Origin of the sequence: Micromonospora chokoriensis (assembly GCF_900091505.1) — a bacterium.
GTDB lineage: Bacteria > Actinomycetota > Actinomycetes > Mycobacteriales > Micromonosporaceae > Micromonospora > Micromonospora chokoriensis.
Map to the genome: position 1 here is coordinate 5,773,804 of NZ_LT607409.1, position 18,717 is coordinate 5,792,520.

An 18,717-nucleotide genomic window follows, 5' to 3' on the forward strand; every position below is an offset into this window, starting at 1 on the left:
GTTGAGGCGGGGCGGCGTCAGCGGGGCAGCAGCGCGGCGACCTCGGCGACGACCGCCGCCGGGGTCCGGCCGTCGGTCACCACCGTGTCGGTGGCGACCTCGGCGTAGAGCGGCCGACGCTGGTCCAGAAGGTGCTTGAGGGTCGCCCGCGGGTTGATCGCCAGCAGCGGGCGGCCCGCGCCGAGCCCGACCCGCTTCACCGCGTCGGGCAACTCGACCGAGAGGTGCACCACCCGGTGCCCGACCAGGGCGGCCCGGGTCTCCTCGGCCAGGACCGCGCCGCCACCGAGGGCGAGCACGCCCGTGCCGCCGGCCAGCGCCGCGGCCACCGCGGCCCGCTCCAGGGTACGGAAGTGAGCCTCACCCTCGTCGATGAAGATCTCCGGGATCGGCTTGCCGGCCATCTGCTCGATGTCGACGTCGGTGTCGCGGAACTCCACCGAGAGGGTGTCGGCTAGCGCCCGCCCGACGGTGGTCTTGCCGCAGCCGGGCGCGCCGACCAGCACGACGACCGGCGCCATCAGCGGATGACCAGCGCGTCGAGGTAGCCGGCCAGGTTGCGGCGGATCTCGGCGATCGAGTCGCCGCCGAACTTCTCGGTGGCCGCCTCGGCGAGCACCAGCGCCACCATCGCCTCGGCGACGACCGCCGCGGCCGGCACCGCACAGACGTCGGAGCGCTGGTTGATCGCGGTGGCCGGCTCGCCGGTGGTGACGTCCACAGTGGAGAGGGCCCGGTTCAGCGAGGAGATCGGCTTCATGGCCGCGCGGACCCGCAACGGCTCGCCGGTGGTGATGCCACCCTCCAGGCCACCCGCCCGGTCGGTGACCCGGCGGACGCCGGTGGCGGACGGAATGATCTCGTCGTGCGCCTCCGAGCCACGGGACCGGGCCTGCTGCCAGCCGTCGCCGATCTCCACACCCTTGATCGCCTGGATCGACATCAGCGCGGTGGCCAGTCGGGCGTCGAGCTTGCGGTCCCACTGCACGTGGCTGCCCAACCCCGGCGGCACCCCGTACGCCAAGACCTCGACCACGCCGCCGAGGGTGTCGGCGGCCTTCTTCGCGGCGTCGACCTCGGCGACCATCAGGGCGCTGGCCTCCGGGTCGAGGCAGCGCAGCGGGTCGGCGTCGATGCGGGCGGCGTCGGCCGGGACCGGCCGCAGACCGGGCTTCGCGGCCACCGGGCCCAGCTCGACGACGTGCGAGACGATCTCGATGCCGAGCGCCTGACGGATCAGTGCCTTGGCGACCGCGCCGACGGCGACCCGGGCGGCGGTCTCCCGGGCGCTGGCGCGCTCCAGGATCGGCCGGGCGTCGGTGTGGCCGTACTTCTGCATGCCAGCCAGGTCCGCGTGGCCCGGCCGCGGACGGGTCAACGGTGCGTTGCGGGCCTGCCGGGCCAGCTCGTCGGGGTCGACCGGGTCGGCCGCCATCACGGTCTGCCACTTCGGCCACTCGGAGTTGCCGACCCGGATGGCCACCGGGCTGCCCAGCGTGACGCCGTGGCGCAGGCCGCCGAGCAGCTCGACCTCGTCCCGCTCGAACGACATCCGGGCGCCCCGGCCATAGCCCAGCCGCCGGCGGGCCAGCTCGTCGGCGATCACGGAGGTGGTCACCTCGATGCCGGCCGGCACCCCCTCCAGCATCGCGACGAGGGCGGGACCGTGCGATTCACCTGCAGTCAGCCAACGCAACACGGTGCTCAGTCTGTCACGCCCGGTCGCCGCCCCGCCGTGCCGCCCGGCGCGTCCCGCCCTGCGGACGCCGCCGCCCGGTCGGGCCGGGCGGCGGCAGCTCAGATCCCCCGGCCGCGCTTGTGCAGGGTGCGCAGTACCGCGTCGGCCCGGACCACCCGACCGGCGACGGCGAGAGCCAGGTAGGCGCGCGGTTCCCGGGGATTGCTCCGCAGGGTGCGACGCGCCCAGCGCAGCGCGCCCCGCCGGTCACCGGAGGCGGCCTGGGCGAACGCGATCTGCCCGGCGACGCGGGCCGCGCCGGCCGGTTGGGTGGCGAACTCCGGGTAGCGCCGCAGCAGCCACTGCAGGGCCTCGGAGATGGTGTCCCAGCGCTGCGCGAAGTACGACCGCTTGTGCCAGCGGACCAGCACCGACGGCGTCCGCAGGTTGATCAACGGTGCGCTGCGCGCGGCCCGGAGCAGGAACTCGTAGTCCTCCGCGTAGCTGCCCGGGATCTCCTCGTCGACCAGCCCGAACCCGTCGCGCAGCGCGGTGGCGCGGATCAGGAAGGTCGACGGGTGCAGCTCCGTCATCCGGTCGCGCAGCAGGTCGTCCAGGGTGATCCGCTCCTTGTCGAGCACCCGGTCGACGGTGCTGCCGTCGTAGCTGACCCGGATGCCGCAGCAGACGAACTCGGCCCCCGGGTCGGCGGCCAGGGCGTCGACCTGGGCAGCCAGCTTGCCGGGCAGCCACTCGTCGTCGTCGTCGCAGAACGCGACCAGCTCGCCCCGCGCCGCGAGGGTGCCGCTGTTGCGCGCACCGGCCAACCCCGGGGTACGGACGTTGCGGATCACCCGCACCGCCCGATCCGGGCCGTCCCCCAGCCCGCTCAGCGACTCGTCCGGCGTGGACTGGTCGAACACCACCACGACCTCGACCTGGCCCGGGTACTCCTGGCCCAGGATCGCGCGCACCGCCGCCCGCAGCAGCTCGGGACGGTCCCGGGTGGGCACCACGACGCTGACGCTCGGCTGCGGGGTCATCGGGAGGTCTCCTTCGTGCCCGGACGCGGGCGGGATCGGATCCGCCACCGGGACCGGCGCGGGGTCGAGCCGGCAACCAGGTCGTCGACGATCCGCCCGACCCGGGCCACCGCCGCCCGTCGCGCCTCGTGCGCCTCCGGGTCGGTGGTCACCGCGTAGCGGGTCGGGTCGGCCAGCCCGGTGCTCAACGCGTCGTGCAGCGCCTCCCGGGTCTCGCAGAGCGCCACCAGCCCGGCGGCGCCGAGACGGCGGGCGAACAGGAGCTGGTGGTCGTCGACGTGCTCACCACGCGCCGGGTTGCGGGGGACCACGATGGGCAGGTGGCCGTGTCGGCGGGCCTCCAGGATGGTCGCCGGCCCGCCGTGGCAGACCACCAGGTCGGCGTCGGCCATCGCCTGCTGGAGCGCGTCGTGACCGAGGAACGGCACCGCGCCGGGCAGCGGCGGCACCGCGGTGTGCCCGTGCTGCACGGTCAACCCGACCGGGTCGGTGACCTGCGCGTGCCACTGTGCCAGCCAGTCGACGAGCCGGTCGAAGGGGTGCTTGTCGGTGCCGACCGCGACCAACACCCGGACCTGCGAGGTCGACGTGCTGTCTCGTTGGCGCGGCAGGCGGGCCGCGTCGACGGTCGGCTGTGGCTGTGGCTGCGGACGCCGGGCGGTGCCCGTCTCGCCGGTCACAGCAGTGTCCCCACGACTGTCGCCTCGGGGTACTGCCGGCGCTGCTCGTCCCACTGCACGAGCATCGCGGACAGGAACGGGCGGCAGAGGCGGGCGGTCAGGGTCGGGGTGTCGATCCGGTCGTACACCTCGATGTAGACGGTCGGGATGCGCCACAACCGGGCCAGCACCACGAACGGGACCGCCACCCCGGCGCCCGTGGTGACCACCGCGGCGACCCGCCGCGCCCGCAGCACCCGCCAGGCCAGCAGCGCGTTGCGCAGCAGGTTCGGCACGTTACGGGTGGTCGGGTGGTGCGCCGGCACCAGGTCCTCACCGTCGAGCAGGGACAGTGCCTCCGGGGTGTCGAAGGTGACCCAGCAGCGCCGCCACTGTTCGTACCAGGGCCGCAGGGCCAGAAGTTGGGCCAGGTGGCCGCCGCTGGATCCCACCAGCAGCAGCACCGGGGCCGTACCGTCGTCGTTCTTCGTGTCCACGCGACTCCCCACAAGTTCGCTTGGAATTTCAGTTCACGCCAGGCAAGAGCAGATCACACGTCGTCCGGTCGTTGAATAGCGCGACCGGACGAGACGTCGATCTCCACTTCGGGTCGTCGGGCGCACCGATCGTCCGAAGTCCATCGATCGTCATCACCACCTGCGATTTTGTCGTCACTCTGCGACGCGCCCCCGACGCCGCGATTCCCCCGGATCAGCCGCTATGTCGTTTCTCGATGACGTCCAAGAGTGCGGGATGCAGCGCGGCGTTCCAGCCCGCCCCCGCGTCGGCCAGCCGCCAGGTGCGCAACCACATCTCCACCAGGTACGCGTCGGCGACCAGCCGCCGCTGCGCGACGTCCAGGCCGAGCCGCTCGCCGTGCCGGCCCAGGTGCCCGTCGACGGCCGACGCCGCCGCATCGGCCGACTCCCCCCGCAGCACCAACGCCCGCTGGAACGCGTCGTGCGCCAGATCGAAGCCGACCGGGACGTCCGGGGCGCTGTGTTCCCAGTCCCAGGCGACCAACCGGCCGGCGTGCCGACCCAGATTCCACGGCACCCAGTCACCATGCCAGTGGCCGAACTCCACACCGGTGTCGCCATGCCGGTGGGCCAACGCGGAGACCGCCGCGACCGCCCGCGCACCGGCCGACTCGACCGCGGCGGCCCGAGCGGCCAGCTCGGCCAACCGGGCCAGGAAGGTGGACCCCGCCAACGGTCGGGGCGTACCCGCCGGGCCGCCCCGCCGGGCGACCGCGAGCAACGCCGCGATCCGCGGCGGGTCGTCCACCGGCACACCGCGTACCGCCGGTGGCAACGGCTCGATCACCGCGACCACCTGGCCCGCCCACGCCGTCTCGCTGAGCAGCCTCGGCGGCGTCGGGTGGTCCGCCACGTCGGCGACACCGCCCAGTGCTCGCAGGGCCGCCGCCTCCGCGCTGACCAGCGCCCGGGTCGCGTCGTTCCAGCCGATCTTCGCGTAGCCGCGCGGACGGCCGTCGGCGGTGAACAGTTGCAGGGTCGGCTTGCCGTTCGGGTCGGGCGGCCGCACCCCGCACGCGGCCAGCAGCGGCCGGCCACCCAGGTCGGCGGCCAGCCGCTCGGTCAGCAGCACCTCCGCCGCCGACACCCCGGCGGGCACCGAGACGGTCAGCGTCGGAAACGACGCGAGCCCCACCCCGCCGAACCGGGCCAGCCCACCCAGCACCGCCCGCACCGCGCGCACCTTCGGCGGACGCAGCGCGTTGTACGCCAACAGCGACGCCGCCCCGGCCCGGGGCGCGCCCAACGGCACCAGGAACCGGGCCCGGGCCACCGACGGCACCACCGCGTACCGGGCCACCTCCCGGTGCCCGACCGGCGGCGCGCCGCCCACGGTCAAACCGACCCGGTCGTCCGGGAACACCGCACGGCTCACCCAGCCCAGACCGTCCACCCGGGTGCGCGGGTCGGCGTCCGGGCCCACCCGCGTCGTCACGCCGCCCGGTCCGCCCAGTCGAGGTCCAACCCGAGCCGCTCCCGCAACGCGTCGTTGTACGGCCGGTAGTAGTCGGTCAACTCGGCACGCACCGCCGGCTCCAGCGGCGCCGAACGCCGGTCGTTGTAGACCTTGAAGTTGGGCAGGTCGTACGCCGGAAGCCCGAGGAAGTCGAGGGTGCGCCGGTAGGTCGCGCGGGAGTCGCGGTAGAGGTCCTCGCTGGGCAGGAAGAGGATCTGATCGGCGTCGAAGCGCTCCAACCACGGCTCCAGGTGCTCCAGGTAGCGCCCCCGGGCCCGGTACGTGTACCAGTCGTACGCCTCGCTGAACGACTCCGGCTCGGCGATCAACCGCTCCCGCTCCCCCGCCGTACGCTCCGGCTCGGCGGCCAGCGCGGCGGCGAAGTCCAGCGGCTCGATGCCGTGGGTGCGGCGTTCCTTCCAGTGCGAGTACGCCCGCTCCACCGGGTCCCGCAGCAGCACGATCAGCTTCACCGTCGGCATCAGCGCGGAGACCCGCTGCGCGGCGAGCGGATGGAACATGTACAACGGGGCGGCCTCACCGACCCGGACCGGCCCGCCGTGCCGTTTGGCCAGGGCGTCCCGCTGCCGCTCGGTGGGGAAGTGCGAGCGGTACCACGCCTCGCCGCGACCCCAGTGCTCCTCGAAGTAGTGCGCCGACTTGGTGTTCCACGCGGGGAACAGGCGGGGCACCAACGGGTGCTGGATGAGGTAGTTCCACAGCGAGGTGGTGCCACCCCGCTTGGTGCCGATGATCAGGAAATCCGGCAGCGGCCGGCGATCACTGGTGCGTACCCCGTAGTCGACAAGCGACTCCTTCACCCGGGTGGTCACCTGGGTCGGCACCAGTTGCTTCACCCGGTCACGGATGGACGCCACGACGGACCTCACCTGCCTCTCGTCGATGCCGGGGCGGGGTCGGCGGCCGCAGCCGCCTGCCCCCCTCCACGGATCTGCCTCATGGTCCCCCGGATGCCGGCGCGCACCCGGGGCAACGTCAACATGCCGACGCAGCCGGCCAGCAGCACCGCCAGTGCCACCGCCAGGCCGGGCAGGCCACGCCCGCCCGCCACCACGCCGACGGCGCAGGCCAGCCCCACACCGGCGCCGGTGGCCGCGGCGGCCCGCACCATCGCGGCGTCGAACAGCGACTCCCGGACCACCGACCGGGCGAAGCCGGCCGCGGTGAGGTTCTCGGTGGCGATGCCGGCGGCCCAGGCGACCGCCGCGCCCGTGGCCCCGTAGCGGGGAATCAGCCACAGGCCCAGCGAGACGGTCACCGTCAACCCGGCCACTGTCGCCACCAGGTGCAGCCCGCTGCGCCCACCCATCAACAGCAGGCTCTGCACGTTGCCCACCCCGGTGTTGACGAGCATCGCCAGCGCGAGCACGGTCATCGCCGGGACACCCGCGGTGAACTCCGGCCCGAACAGGTGCAGGAAGGCCGACGCGAACACCGCGAGCAGCAGGTACACCGGCCAGGACAGCACCAGCCCCCAGCTGGTCAACTGCCGGTGCACCGCCGCCGCCGCCGACCGCTCGCCGCGACCGAGCAACCGGGACAGCTGCGGCGACACCGCCACCCGCAGCCCCTGCATGGCCAGTTGACCGGCCAGCACGTACCGGCCGACCGCACCGAACACGCCGGCGTCCGCCGGCCCCGCCAGCACCGAGGTGAGCAGCACACCCACCCACATGCTGCCCGCGTCGATGGCCGCCGACGCGGCCCGGGGCAACGCGAAGCGCCAGAACGTCGACCAGTCGGAGCGGACCGGTGTGAGCGTCGCACCCCGGCCCAGCCCGAGCGGACCGGCGACCAGGATGAGGCAGACCAGCAGCGCCAGGCCCGCCGGCACCAACCAACCGGTCATGCCGGCGAGCAGGCCAGCGCCGACCAGCGCGGCGGCCCCGACCAGCACCGGACGGGCGATCGGCAGCAGGAGGAACTGCACCCCGACGTACGCCCGGATGGGCCGTACGCAGCGCAGCGCGGCGAGCAGCAGGGTCATCGCGACCACCACCGGCACCGCCGCGAACGAGACGGTGAGCAGCGCGTCGCCGCTCGCACCCGAGCCGCGCAGCAGCCGGGGCGCGAGCGCGTCGGCGACCAGCACACCGGCGCCGGCGACCAGGATCGCGGCCAGCAGCGGCGGGATCAGCGCCACCGGGAGCACCCGGGCGGCGTCCCCACCCGCGCCGAGACGGCGGCGGGGCAGCGCCCACATCAGACCCGTCTCCGCGCCGAGCGTGCAGACAGCGGTGGCCACGGTGACCACTCCGATCGCGGCGAAGAACGCGCCCGCGCCGGTCGTGCCGTACCCCCGGGTGATGACCACGGCCAGCACGAACCCGAACAGCCCGCTGGTGGCCGCGCCGAGCAGCCCGGCGACGCCGCTGCGCGCGCTGCGGCGGGTCTCCGCCGCCCCCGCGTCGGCGGCCGGCTCGTCCGGGACGGCCGGGGGTCGGGTGACGGCGGTCATGCGGGCACCGCCGCGTCCAGCCGGGCCGGTGGTCGCGGCTCGGCCCACCTCATCAGGCGTTCCCGTTCGCTGAGCGCCATCGCGAAGGCGACAGCGAAGAACGCGACGGCGAGGTTCTGGTTCGCCATGCCGTAGAACGGGATCTGCACCAGGCAGACCACCGGCACCACCGCCAACCACTGACCGGCCGCCGAGGTCGCCCGGGCGCAGATCACCGCGGCGGCGACGAACCAGGCCAGGAAACAGACGAGCGCGGGTACGCCGTGACTGAACAGCACCATCCACAGCTGGCCCTGGGTGCCGATCGGCGCGGCCGCCGACACCGTGTCGACGTTCACCGGCGCGCCGTAGCCCAACCACGGCGACTCCTGCACGCGACGGATCACCTCCGTGTAGAGCGAGAGCCGGTCGGTGTTGGTGTCACTGGAGTCGACCCGCTTGCTGATCAGGTCGGTGATCGGGATGAACAGCGTCGCCAACGCGCCGATCACCACGACACCGACGATGGACGCGGCGACCCGGACGTTGCCGCGCAGACTGGCCCGCACCCCGAGCACCGCCAGCCCCGCGCCGAGGCTGAGGAACATCGCCCGGTTGAGGGTCAGGAACGCGGGCGCGAGCGACAGCGGCAGCGACGCCAGCAGCGCCCAGCGCAGCACCCCCTGCCGGCGCAGCATCGTGTACGCCACCACGCAGGGCAGGGTCATGGCGTACGCGCTGCCGTAGTTGTTGGTGTACGCGAACGGCGCGGCGGGGCGGTAGATCGGGTTCAGCGAACGCGCGCTGTACTCCGCTGTGGTCAGGTGCACCATGTCCTGGATGAACGGGGTGCCGGCCACCCCGCCGGGCAGCAGCACCTCCATCGGCGTGGTCATCGCGAACCGGGGCACCAGCACCCCGAGCCACCCCAGCGCCACCAGCCCGAACCAGAACGCGCAGAGCGGGGTGAGCACCGCCACCAGACCGGCCCGTTCCCGGGCGGCGGCGTAGACGTAGACGCCGACCACCAGCGCGGTCAGGTAGAAGGCCAGCCGCAGCGCGAACGTCAGCAGCGAGGCGGGCGACGTGAGCTGGGTGGCGCTGACCAGCACGATGGCCAGGAACAGCAGCCAGATGCCCACCGCCGGGGGCAGCGGCACCCGCCCCCGGGTGAACAGCAACGCCAACAGCAGCGCACCCAGCAGGGGCCACCCGAGGTAGAACCCGCCGAGCAGCCACCAGAGCGGCACCAGGCCGAACATCAGCCACAGCGGCCACAGCGGCAGCCGGGGCGGGGCGGGCCGGGGCGACGGCGCGACGGCCGCCGGATCGCCCCCGGGCGGCGGCTCGGTCGCCGGGGCGCGGGTGAGCGACACGCTCAGGCCCGGCCGTTGCGGGTGAGCACGAAACCCAGCGGGGTGACGCCCGCGGCACGCAGCCGCTCCACCAGGCGACGCAGGTCGCTCTGCCGGGTGCGGTCCCGTTCCACGACCACCACCGCACTGCCCTGCCGGGCGACCGCGACGCCGCGCTCGTCGGACTCCGCCGGTGGGGCGTTGAACAGCACCAGGCCGTGGTCCGCGCCCTGCCGCCAGGTGCCGAACCGGACGCTGCCCACGCCCACCGCCACCTCGTCCGGGTCGGCGACCCGACCGTTCTCCGGGCGGGCCGAGGCCACCCGGGGCAACGTCAGGGTGGCGTCCGGGTCGGTGGACGGGCGGGCGCCGGGCGGGTGCGGGGAGGGCCGGCGGGTGGCCGTGCCGTCGGTGCCACCGGCGGCGGTCGAGGTGCTGCCGGCCGGACGGGGCTTGGGCACCAGGGGTCGCGACGGGTCGACGGGCAGCCGCCCCCGGTCGGCGAGCACCGTGGTGCGCAGCCGCTCGACGCGCCCGTTGTCGTCGGCGACGAAGACCTCCCGACCGTCGGCGGCGAGCGCCACCGCGAGCCCGGCGGTCAGCGCCGTGGCGTCCTCCCGGGCGGTCACCAACGCCACCCGGGCAGGTTGGCGAACGCGCTCGGCGACCGCCATCGCCACGTACCGGATGTCGGCGTCGACAGCCCGTGGGCTGCCGCGCAGCGGCGGCCGGCGGACCGTGCCGAGCAGCGGCAGGCCGGTGGCGTCCCGGCCGTCGGCGACCGAGCGGACCCGCCGGTCGGTGGACTCCCAGGCGTACGCCAGCACGATGCCGATCAACGCGCCACCGAGCAGGCCGGCGACCAGGTAGAGCGGTCGGTGCCCGGCGGAGGTGACCAGCGCCTTCTCCGCGGTCTGGGTGACCCAACCGGGGTTGACGTCGACCGCGGCGATCTCGGTGCGGGCGGCGTTGAGCTGGGTGAGCTGGTTGTTGATCCCGGCCAGCTCGGCCACCAGCGCGTCGGCGGCGGCGGTGTCCTTGGTGCTGCTCGCCCGCTTCTGGAGCGCGGCCTGCTGGGTGACGACCTTGGTGATGCTGGCGTCGTAGGACCGCAGCATCTCGGCGCGCTGCTGCTCATACATGGTGCGTCGGACGTCCAGGTAGGCCTGGGCGGCCATGTTGGCACTCTGCACCGCCCGCTGCGCGTCACCGGTCTGGTAGGTGAAGCGGAGGATCTGCCCGCCGGTGGGAACCTCGACCTCCAGCGCGTTGCGGATGTCGCGCGGGTCACCGCCGGCGGAGCTGGCGAGCCGCTGCACCACCTCGGTGCCGGTGGCGATGCCGCTCTCCACGTTCATGTTGACCGCACGGTCGGCGCCCGCGCCGCTGGGGGTGAACGCGTCGGTCACCACCGGCCGGACCGCCACCACCGCGCTCGCGCTCATCGCCGCCGGCACGAGCAGCACGTAGCCGAGCGCGGCGAGCAGGCCGACCATCGCCACCGCCGCCACCAGCCGCACTCGGTGCAGCGGCACCCGCAGCAGGTCGGTCAGTGTCACGGTGCCCGGGGTCGCGGAGGACGGGGTGTCCGTGGACCAGGGGCCGGGCGTCGCATCAGTCATGGAACTTCTTCACCGTCTGTTGAGGATTGCCGACGACCACGACACCGGGTGGTACGTCCGTGCGGACCACGGTGGCCGCGCCCACGACGCTGTCCCGACCGACCCGCACGCCCTTCATCACCAACGCGTGCGCGCCGACCCAGACGTTGTCCTCCAGGACGATCGGCGCACGGGTGGCCGGGCCGGGTGGGTCGTGCCGCTGCGCGGGCGGCAGGTTGTGGAAGTCGTTGTCGAGCAGCTCGCAGTCGGACAGGAGGCAGCGGTCGCCCACTGTCACCGACGTCCAGGTGCCGACCCAGGTGGCGTTGAGCAGGCAATCGGCCCCGACGCGTACCTCGCCGGGGCCCGCGAAGCGGACGAGCTTGTTCAATCGGGTGCGGTCACCGATGGTCACCCGCACACCGCGGCGCAGCCGGATGCGACCACGGATCTCCACGTCCCGGCCGAGCGTCAACCGCCGATAGCGGAGCCGGTACCAGCCGCGTTTGACCGCGAAGACCAGACGCACCGCGCGTCTCTTACGGATGCCAGCGGCGCCGAGCAACGACCCTCCCCATATCGCGGGGCCGGCGGCGGTGGTGTACCCGCCGCCGGCCCAACGTGAACAATCTACCGATGCTTGGTTACGAACGGTTGACCATTACTGTACGGAGAAGAATGTCGATGGGGTAGACCAGGACAACTCGGGCGTCGCCGTGGTGATGACAGTCGCCCCCGCACCGTTGACCGCCGCGGTCGGCGCGGCCGTCGGGTCGAACGGCACGCTCCGCAGGGCGCCGTCGGTGGCGCCGTAGACGATCTTGCCGCCCACCCACGCCATGCCACGCACCGTGGACCAGGTCACTCCCGTCGTCGGCAGGGTGAACTCGGTGGCACCGAGGTAGTTGCCGTCGATCTCGAAGTAGCGGTAGTAGAGGTTGTTGGCCCCGGTACGGGTGTAGTAGAGCCGCCCGTCGAGGAAGAACGCGCCGGTCAGCAACGCCGGGTTGTACCAGTCGTTGTAGCCGGACGCCTCCCACGGCGAGCCGATCGCCGCGCCGTTGAACAGCGACACGTCGATCCGGCTGCCGGTCGGGGTGCCGGCCACCGTGTGCGACCAGTAGATCCGGTCGTCCACCCGCCAGGTCGCGCCGGCCGACGTGTACGCGGGCTGGCTGACCGTGACCGGCTCGCCGAGCGCGGCACCGTCGAACGGCACCTTCGCGAGGGTGCCCGGAGCGGTGTTCAGGTAGAGGTTGCCGGTGGTGGCGGCGGGCGGGTTCTTCGGGGTGAAGGTACGGCCCCCGGCGAGCGGGAACATGCCGAGGCGGCCGTGGTACTCCTCGCCCATGCCGTCGGAGTTGTGCCCGAAGTAGAGGCCGTCCGACCCGCGCCAGAGCACCGGCACCGAGGAGCCCCAACTGCTGGTGCCCGAGGGCATCGAGGCGCTGCCGCTACGCCGCGGGTTCCAGTTCACCGGCATGCCGGTCGCGGGGGTGACGGCGGCGATGCCGAGCCGGTCGATCGCGCCCGTGCCCGCGTTGTCGCTGGCGTTCGGGTTGTTGAGCCACCGGAAGTGCCCGCCCAGGTAGATCACGTTGTCCGCGACCTCGACCGAGGTGATGGTGTCGTTGCCGGTGAAGTCGACCCAGGTGGCGACCTGGCCGCTGCCCCGCGCGGCGGTCTCGAAGCGCACCAGGGCGTCGCAGTACGCGGACGGCCAGCCGCCGCCGCCGTTCGTGCCGACCACGAACCACGTGCCGTCGCCGCCGAACTTCACGTCCTGCACGTAGTGCACGAAGGTCGTCGGCGACGCGCACGGCGCGACGAACTTCTCGCTGCTCCAGTCGATCAGCGTGGGCGTCGCGGAGACGTCGACCAGCGCGATCTGGTTGCGGGCCAGGCCGTTGACGAGGGTGAAGTTGCCGCCGACGACGAGCGTGTCGCCGTCCGGCGTGACGTCGATGGTCCAGACGTACGACGTGGTGCCGTGCCGCCCGACGGTCGCGTCGACGACGAAGGTCGGGTCGATCGCGCCGGTGGTCGCGTTGAGCCGACCGAGACCGACGTGCGCGGTGCCGTTGAGCCAGTTGAACGCACCGGCCACGTACAGCCAGTTGCCGTGCAGGGTCACGTCGCGGATCGCGCCGCCGTCGGAGCGCCCCACCCAACTGTCGATGATCGCGCCGGTCGACGGGTCGAGCGCGACCAGGTTCTTCCGCGAGACGCCGTTGACGTTCTTGAAGGCGCCGCCGACGATCAGCGTGCCGCCGGGGCCGGCGACGAGCGTGTTGACCGCACCGTCGAGCACCGGCAGGAAGGTGGTGGACATCGTCCCGGTGGTCCGGTCGTACGCGAAGAGGTAGCGCTGGGTGACCCACGGGGAGGTTGCGGTCTGCCGGAGCTGGGTGAAGCTCCCCCCGACGAAGACCGTGTCGCCCACCTGCGCGAAGGCACGGGTTTCGCCGTCGCGGGCATGCGGAGTCGCGTCGGCGGGATTCGCCGACACCAGGGTCGCCGTCTCCGGGACCGGTACGACCGCAGCCGACGAGGTGGTGGGGACGCCCAGGACCGCGGCGACGATCGCCAACGCGACCACCCCCGCCCGAGCACGACGTCGTCCTGCGAAACGCCACAAGTGCGGAAGTTTGGGCACGCTGCGCCTCCAGATTGGATGAGAACCCGAGGTAGCGTGCCTCGTCCAGCCTGGTAAACAAAATCCGCCGATTGGGCGGTGCATGAATCCGCTAGCCGACAGAACGCCAGGGGTCGGGTGACCGACCCCCGGCGAACGGCGTTCCGTCAGCGCGTCATGGTCGTCAGCGGCTCCCCCCGGTGGGTTGCCGCAGGTACGGGTCCTGCCCGGCCTTCGCGAAGCCGGCCACCGCCGCGGCGTTGTGGTTCATCGTCATGTCGCAGGTCGACGTCCGGCTGGTCATGCCGGCCGAGTTGAAGTAGATGGCAGCCTTGATCTTCGGGTGCGCCTTCAGCGCCGCCGGGAACTCCTGGAACCAGCGCTGCTTCGCGCCGGGGTCGGCGGCGTCGAAGTTCGTGCCGAACTCGGCGAGCATCCGGGGCTTGCCGGCGCCGATGCCGTTGTCGTCCAGCCAGCGGTAGAAACCGCCCACCGTCGTGCTCGGGCTCTTCCACACCGTGCTGCCGTTACAGACGTGGAAGTTGTACGGGTCGTAGGCCACCCAGTCGACGTACTGGTCGCCGGGGTACAGGCCGGCGTAGCGCGAGTAGTGGCCGGACCAGCCCATCATCGTCCAGACCCAGACCGCGTTGCTCGCGCCGGCCCTGGCGAACCGTTCGTGCACGTAGCGCCAGGCACGGACGAAGTCGGCGTCGCTGCCCTTGTTCGGCTCGTCCTCCGGCTCGTGGTCGAAGCCCATGAAGACCGGCACGCCGGCGGCGCGGATGCGGCCCGCGACCGCGTCGATGGTCTCGTCCTGCCGTCCACTGTAGACATCGGACCACTTCAGGGTGGTGCCGGTGGAGAAGTTGCGCGACTCCCAGGCGAAGAACATCAGCCGGCCCTCGCGCATCTGCTGCTGCTCGTAGACGTCGGGGAAGGCGCCGTTGCTGCCGGTGTTGGAGAAGTCGTGGTAGCGGTGCACGATGTCGAACTTGCGGCCGACCTGCGCCTCCACGTCGGTGACGGCCTTGCCGTGGTCCCAGCCGCCGCTCGAACCGGCGGGCGAGTACATGCCCCACCAGGCGCCGCAGGACGGGACGAGCTTGTTCGACACGGATCCGCACTTGCCGGTGGGAAGAGTGGTGCTCGCGCTCGGGGTGGCCGTCCGGCTGGGTTCGACGGTGGGCGAGGGCTTCGGTGAGGCCGTGGTCGGCGAGGCGCTCGGCGTCGGCGGCGGTACGGGCCGGGTGGTCGGCGACGCCGACGGCCGGGGCCCGAGGTCGTAGCTGATCACCAGGCTCGGGCGGAGATCCGGGCTGCGGTTCTCGACCGATGCCCAGTAGACCCGACTCTCCAGGCCGGACTGGACCAGCGAGACCGTCCAGACCCCGTTGCCGGTGACCAGCTTGGAGACGTCCCACTCGTTGAAGCCCTTGGACACGCTGCCCACGCTGTCCAGCACGTCACCGGCCGCGCCGAGGGTCGGCCGCGCCTCGCGGGCGCTCAGCGGCGACGCGTGCGCCGTCACCGTCGCGGCGAACTTCTGCCAGGCGTGCATCCGTAGCGTCGCCCGGACGTTGACCGCGGCGGCCGGCACCGTGGTCACCTCGAATTCGACGACCGCCTGGCGACCACCGCGCGGGTTACCGTCGCAGCGCGTCGCGCAGGTGGCCAGGGTCGTCTTGGCGGAATTGTCGCCGTCCTGCGACACCGTGGTCGCGGTGGTGTCCGCCACCGCCCGGATCGACAGATCGTCGTTGGCCAGCAGCGGCATCATGGTGGCCACGAGGCCGGCCACCACCGATCCGCCGACGACGCCGATGGCGATCGCCTTGCGCCGGGGCCCGGAGCGGAACCGGGTGATGCGGTGCAATCCGTGCCTGGTCAAGGAAACTCCCTGTGTCTGCGTCCGTAACGGTGAGCAGCGTATCGATGACCAGGCAAGGTCGTCGGAAGGACAGTTTTCCGTAAGCGCGTCTTAACCATCAGCTAAGGAAGTCGGCCGACGTCGCCTCCGCCAGCGCCCCGCGCATCGCCTCGACCGGGGCGGTCACGCCGGTGAACTGCTCGAACTGGCCGATCGCCTGTGCCAGCAGAAGGTCCAATCCGGACACCAGGCGCAGGCCGGCCGCAGCGGCGGAGGCGGCCAACGGCGTGGGCCACGGGTCGTAGACCGCGTCGAACAGCACCGTCCCCGGCCGCCACGCCACCGCGCCGGCCAACGGGTCGGCGACCCCCTTCGGCACCGTGGAGACCGCCAGGTCCGCGGCGGAGAGATGGCGCTGCGCGTCGGCCCAGCCGGCGGCGGTCAGCACGACACCCAGAACGTCGGCCACCGGCCGCAACTCGTCGACCGCCTCGGGTCGGCGGGCGACCACCGTCACCTCGGGGCAGCCCAGCTGCTCGGCGGCGGCGAGCGCGGCGCGGGCCGTCCCGCCCGCACCGAGCACCGTCACCGCGGCACCCGCGCCCACCCCGGCCGTGGTCAGCACCCGCACCATGCCGGCGACGTCGGTGTTGTCGGCGTACCAGGAACCGTCCGGGCGGTGTACCAACGTGTTGGCCGCGCCGACAGCGGCGGCGACCGGCGAGGCCTGCGCGGCCACGGCGAGCGCCGCCTCCTTGCCCGGCATCGTCACCGACAACCCGGCCCACTCCGGGCCCAGGCCGGCGACCAGATCCGGCAGCTCCGCCGCCGCGCACTCGATCCGGGTGTACGACCACCCGGTCAGCCCGGCGGCGGCGTAACCGGCGGTGTGGATCACCGGCGAGAGGGAGTGCGCGATCGGTTTGCCCAGCACCGCGGCCCTGCGGGTCGCCTCGATCACCCCGCACCGCCCAGGGCTCCTGCTGCCGTGTTCCGCATCACTCTCCGCTCTCCCGGGAAACTCGGATCGACAGTACCCAGCGCGCAGGCCGGGCCACCAGAGAACGACCGTCTCGGGAGACGCTCGGGGGTCGAACCATCCCTTGACGGTCATCGATGTGAGTGACAGCATTCCGGCGATGGCACGACCGATCTGAAAATGGGGGGGAACCTTGAACAAACGCATGCTGCGTGCCCTTATCGCAATTGCTGCGGTCTTCAGCCTTTCGCTGATGATCGGCGCGCCCGCCAAGGCCGACCCGGCAGCGGGCAGCTGGTCCGACAACCACCAGCTGTGCAATTCCAGCTCCTGCGTGCGGGCCGGCAACATCGTTCGGCTCTGGCAGGCCATCATCTGGGCCGACGACCTCAGCGGCAGCGTCGGCACCAGCTTCATCGACGGCGAGTTCGGCTCCAACACCGCCGCCAAGACCCGGACCTGGCAGGACGTGATGAACATCGGCGTCGACGGTTCGGTCGGCCCGCAGACCTGGGGCGAGGCGTACGGAGCGGTCAACCGGAACACCGGTTACGACACCAGCACCCAGACCGGCTACTTCTATTACGGCTACAACCGCACGTTCGCCCTGCGCAAGCAGAACAGCAACGGCGTGTGGACGTTCCTGAACCCGCGCACCGGTTCCTGGACGGGCACGAGTCACTGACAATGGCGCCGTAGCCGCGTCACGGTAAAGGCTCCCTTCCCCGAACCGACCACATTTCTGGTCGGGGGACGGGAGCCTTTACCGTCGGCTGTCGGACCGGTCAGATGATGCCGGCCTCCCGGGCCTTCGCCTCGTTACGCTGATGCTGCTCGTACGTCTCGGCGAACTCGGAGTGCCCCTCCTTGTCGATCGCCACGAAGTAGAGCCACTTGCCCGTCGGCGTGGCCATCGCCCCGTCCAGGGCCTGCTTCCCCGGGTTGTTGATCGGGGTGGGGATCATGCCGCGCAGCTTGCGGTTGTACGGGTTCTTCGGGTCGTCCAGTTCGGCCGCCGTCATCTGCTTGGACGACTTGGTCGGCTTGCCGATCGACTCCAGGTAGTAGTTGACGGTGACGTCCATCTCCAGGCAGTTGCACGGGAACTCGCCGTACGCCCTGTTGTAGGCCACCCGGGCGACCTTGCCGAGGTCGTCCTTGTTGCCCGCCTCGGCCTGGGCCAGCGACGCCACGATCAACGCCTCGTAGGGGCTGACCTTGCGTTCCTTCTGCACCCGGTCGGCGAACTTCATCTCACCGGTCACCGAGAGGAAGTTGTCCACCATCAGCTTGAGGATGCTCTCCGCGGTGGCCTTCGGCGGGATCTCGTACGTGTCCGGGAAGAGGAAGCCCTCGACGGACTTGACGATCTTCTTGCCGTCATCACGCTTGAACCACCAGTCCGGAACGCCGAGCGCCTCCGGGTCCTTCGCGGCGGCCTCGAACTCCTTGACCGGGATCTTGGTCTTGTCGGAGAGCAGCTTGTAGATGTTCTTGGCGGTACGGCCCTCGGGGATGGTGAGGCCGTTGACGATCTTGTTCTTCAGGTCGAGCATCGCGGTCACGGCGTTCGCACCGCTCATCTGCTTGCGCAGCTTGTACGTGCCCGGCTGGATGTTCTTGCTGCGCGAGTTGGCCTCGGCCGCCTCGATGAACGCCTTCTGGCTCTTCACCACGTCGGCGGCGACGAGGGCGTCGGCCATGTCGGCGAGCAGCGCCCCGTTCTTGATCTCGACGGTGATCTCACCCGACCCGGCGCCGTCGTAGTCGGGGGTGACGAAGTAGTTCTGGATCCGGTCGAATCCGTAGAACGCGACACCGCCGATGCCGCCCAACAGGACCAGCGCCATCAACAACGCCAGGAATGTCTTGCCCCGGCCGCCACCGGACTTGCCGTTGCGCTTGCGGAAGCCGCGCCGGTGCCGACCCTTCTCCCCCCGCTCCGCCTCGTCGAACCCAAGGTCCAGATCGTCGATCATTACGTCCGCCTCCGCTGCGCGTCCAGCCAGCTCTGCAGAATCTCCACCGCGGCCGCCTGATCGACAACCGCACGTTGACGCTTACCTCGGACGCCACGCTCGGCAAGCCTACGAGAAGCGACCACTGTCGACATCCTCTCGTCAGTGAGCGTTACCGGGACGGGCGCTATCACATCGACCAGTCGGTCAGCGTACGCCTTCACATGGACGGCCGCCGGGCCGTGTTTACCCGCGAGATTGACCGGAAGACCGACGACAACAGCGACGGCCTCATGTTCGGCCACCAACGCGGCCAACTCGGCGACATCGCTCGGCACCGCGTCCGGCGCCGCGGTGAGGTCACGAGCGAGCGTGACCAGCGGCGTTGCCAGGATCCCGTCCGGATCCGAGCGGGAGACACCCACCCGCACCTGACCGACGTCGACGCCCAGTCGCACACCGCGCGTCAACTCAGCCACCGACGGT

General features: G+C 72.0%; 17 protein-coding genes. 1 reads left to right on the top strand and 16 read right to left on the bottom strand.

The genetic code is table 11. The features are described 5' to 3' along the window. Nucleotides 1-17 precede the first annotated feature (17 nt). The 14 genes from GA0070612_RS26155 to GA0070612_RS26220 form a co-directional block, all read right to left on the bottom strand. Nucleotides 18-521, bottom strand: a complete 504-nt coding sequence (locus GA0070612_RS26155) for a shikimate kinase (protein ID WP_088990323.1) — start codon at nucleotides 519-521, stop codon at nucleotides 18-20. Continuing rightward, nucleotides 521-1,699, bottom strand: coding sequence for a chorismate synthase (gene aroC / locus GA0070612_RS26160; RefSeq protein WP_088990324.1), 1,179 nt, complete (start codon nucleotides 1,697-1,699; stop codon nucleotides 521-523). Before aroC ends, GA0070612_RS26155 begins: the two co-directional genes overlap by 1 nt. 98 nt (nucleotides 1,700-1,797) lie before the next feature. Then, a complete protein-coding gene (locus GA0070612_RS26165) occupies nucleotides 1,798-2,721 on the bottom strand; it encodes a glycosyltransferase family 2 protein (RefSeq protein WP_088990325.1) in 924 nt (307 codons plus the stop codon). Next, entirely contained in the window at nucleotides 2,718-3,332 is a 615-nt protein-coding gene (locus GA0070612_RS26170) for a glycosyltransferase (RefSeq protein ID WP_408630586.1), read from the bottom strand. The genes GA0070612_RS26165 and GA0070612_RS26170 overlap by 4 nt, the downstream gene beginning before the upstream one ends. Nucleotides 3,333-3,397: 65 nt before the next feature. Continuing rightward, complete coding sequence (locus tag GA0070612_RS26175) at nucleotides 3,398-3,877, bottom strand: glycosyltransferase family 28 protein (protein WP_088990327.1); 480 nt, start codon at nucleotides 3,875-3,877, stop codon at nucleotides 3,398-3,400. Between the two features lie 214 nt (nucleotides 3,878-4,091). Further along, the gene (locus GA0070612_RS26180) at nucleotides 4,092-5,354 is read right to left on the bottom strand and encodes a hypothetical protein (protein ID WP_088990328.1); all 1,263 of its coding nucleotides are present in this window, start codon (nucleotides 5,352-5,354) and stop codon (nucleotides 4,092-4,094) included. After that, nucleotides 5,351-6,253, bottom strand: a complete 903-nt coding sequence (locus GA0070612_RS26185; protein WP_088991775.1) for a sulfotransferase domain-containing protein — start codon at nucleotides 6,251-6,253, stop codon at nucleotides 5,351-5,353. The genes GA0070612_RS26180 and GA0070612_RS26185 overlap by 4 nt, the downstream gene beginning before the upstream one ends. An 8-nt stretch (nucleotides 6,254-6,261) precedes the next feature. Next, complete coding sequence (locus tag GA0070612_RS26190; RefSeq protein WP_088991776.1) at nucleotides 6,262-7,854, bottom strand: lipopolysaccharide biosynthesis protein; 1,593 nt, start codon at nucleotides 7,852-7,854, stop codon at nucleotides 6,262-6,264. Next, nucleotides 7,851-9,209: an O-antigen ligase family protein gene (locus GA0070612_RS26195; RefSeq protein ID WP_088990329.1), complete on the bottom strand. Its 1,359-nt coding sequence runs from the start codon at nucleotides 9,207-9,209 to the stop codon at nucleotides 7,851-7,853. Before GA0070612_RS26195 ends, GA0070612_RS26190 begins: the two co-directional genes overlap by 4 nt. A 2-nt stretch (nucleotides 9,210-9,211) precedes the next feature. Then, on the bottom strand, nucleotides 9,212-10,810 hold the full coding sequence (locus GA0070612_RS26200; protein ID WP_088990330.1) for a P-loop NTPase family protein: 1,599 nt from the start codon (nucleotides 10,808-10,810) through the stop codon (nucleotides 9,212-9,214). Beyond that, complete coding sequence (locus GA0070612_RS26205; RefSeq protein WP_231924346.1) at nucleotides 10,803-11,318, bottom strand: DapH/DapD/GlmU-related protein; 516 nt, start codon at nucleotides 11,316-11,318, stop codon at nucleotides 10,803-10,805. The genes GA0070612_RS26200 and GA0070612_RS26205 overlap by 8 nt, the downstream gene beginning before the upstream one ends. Nucleotides 11,319-11,450: 132 nt before the next feature. Next, nucleotides 11,451-13,388 (bottom strand): hypothetical protein, encoded by a 1,938-nt coding sequence (locus GA0070612_RS26210; protein ID WP_088990332.1) that lies wholly within the window; start codon nucleotides 13,386-13,388, stop codon nucleotides 11,451-11,453. Between the two features lie 220 nt (nucleotides 13,389-13,608). Next, nucleotides 13,609-15,315, bottom strand: coding sequence for a glycoside hydrolase (locus GA0070612_RS26215; protein WP_088990333.1), 1,707 nt, complete (start codon nucleotides 15,313-15,315; stop codon nucleotides 13,609-13,611). A gap of 97 nt (nucleotides 15,316-15,412) precedes the next feature. Beyond that, a complete protein-coding gene (locus GA0070612_RS26220; RefSeq protein ID WP_408630587.1) occupies nucleotides 15,413-16,228 on the bottom strand; it encodes a shikimate dehydrogenase in 816 nt (271 codons plus the stop codon). A gap of 298 nt (nucleotides 16,229-16,526) precedes the next feature. On the opposite strand from GA0070612_RS26220, the gene GA0070612_RS26225 reads away from it, so the two are divergent. After that, nucleotides 16,527-16,958, top strand: coding sequence for a peptidoglycan-binding domain-containing protein (locus tag GA0070612_RS26225; RefSeq protein WP_088990334.1), 432 nt, complete (start codon nucleotides 16,527-16,529; stop codon nucleotides 16,956-16,958). Between the two features lie 100 nt (nucleotides 16,959-17,058). On the opposite strand, the gene mltG is transcribed toward GA0070612_RS26225, so the two are convergent. Together mltG and ruvX are read right to left on the bottom strand one after the other, a co-directional pair. Continuing rightward, nucleotides 17,059-18,252, bottom strand: a complete 1,194-nt coding sequence (gene mltG, locus GA0070612_RS26230; RefSeq protein WP_088990335.1) for an endolytic transglycosylase MltG — start codon at nucleotides 18,250-18,252, stop codon at nucleotides 17,059-17,061. Next, a complete protein-coding gene (gene ruvX, locus GA0070612_RS26235) occupies nucleotides 18,252-18,710 on the bottom strand; it encodes a Holliday junction resolvase RuvX (protein ID WP_088990336.1) in 459 nt (152 codons plus the stop codon). Before ruvX ends, mltG begins: the two co-directional genes overlap by 1 nt. Between the last annotated feature and the right edge of the window lie 7 nt (nucleotides 18,711-18,717).